The 921-nt window shown below is 68.8% G+C and carries 2 protein-coding genes; both read left to right on the forward strand.

Translation table 11 applies throughout. The annotated features are described in order from the left end of the window. The first annotated feature begins 4 nt into the window (after positions 1 to 4). Positions 5 to 460, forward strand: coding sequence for a YbaB/EbfC family nucleoid-associated protein (locus ACIPK3_RS24555; protein ID WP_402572878.1), 456 nt, complete (start codon positions 5 to 7; stop codon positions 458 to 460). A 2-nt stretch (positions 461 to 462) separates the two neighbouring features. Further along, on the forward strand, positions 463 to 840 hold the full coding sequence (locus tag ACIPK3_RS24560; RefSeq protein ID WP_402572880.1) for a hypothetical protein: 378 nt from the start codon (positions 463 to 465) through the stop codon (positions 838 to 840). The last annotated feature ends 81 nt before the right edge of the window (positions 841 to 921 follow it).

Genomic DNA, 921 nt, shown 5'->3' on the forward strand with positions numbered 1-921 from the left:
GGGCGTGACGGAACCGCTGGAGAAGCGCCTGGAGAAGGCGATGGCCGAACTCCAGGCCGCCCAGGAAGCAGTCGCGCGCACCGAACGCGAGCTGCGGCAGGCCTCGTTCGCCGTGCTCTCCTCCGACCGCGCGGTCCGCGCCACCGTGGGCCCGCAGGGCGAGCTGACCGGGATCGAGTTCCTGGAGAACAAGTACCGCGACATGTCACCCCAGGAACTGGCCGCCAGCGTCCTGGAAGCGGCGAGCGCGGCGCGCCTGAAGATGAACCGGCATGTGATGAAGGCGATGGCGCCTTTTGCCGAGCCCAGCAGCAACGTGCCGGAACTGAAGGGGTTCGAGCTCGACTGGGAGCGGATCTTCGGTCCCGAGGTGCTGCGCGCGGACGACGAGGACACGGCACGCGACGGCCAGCCGGCTCCCGGCTGGCGGGACGCGCTCGGTGAGGACGGGGAGGACTGACCATGGGACAGCGGTACTACGTAGACCCCAGCCGCATCGAGGCCGCGACGAAACAGCTGGAGGACATCGGCACCCTGGCGGGAGAGATGGCCGACGAGTTCCTCAACGGTCTGGCTCCGACCATCAACTGGCCCGGCTTCAAGGGCGAGTTCGCCGAGAAGGCAAGGCCTCAGGAGCAGCAGGAGCGCCAGACCACCAGGGACACCGTGACGTCCGTCCGTGACGCGATCCAGGAGGTCACCAAAGCCACGGTGAGCCAGGTCCGCATGATGAAGAACACCCGTGACCGCAACATCGAGGACGTCGAGCGGGTCAACAACCGCATCAACACCCCCGAAATCGGCGGCGACCACGGCTCAGGCGGGCATGGCCGCCGCTGACCACCGCACCGCCGGCCGCTCCCGCATCCTGCCGGGAGCGGCCGCTCCGTCCTGCCCGCTCGAATCACAGGACGGCTGCCG

Source organism: Streptomyces sp. NPDC086787, assembly GCF_044745865.1.
Classification (GTDB): Bacteria; Actinomycetota; Actinomycetes; order Streptomycetales; family Streptomycetaceae; genus Streptomyces.

Bases quoted from the DNA above. Each gene is read 5' to 3' on its own strand.
- ACIPK3_RS24560 (WP_402572880.1), top strand. From the start codon at position 463: ATGGGACAGCGGTACTACGTAGACCCCAGCCGCATCGAGGCCGCGACG.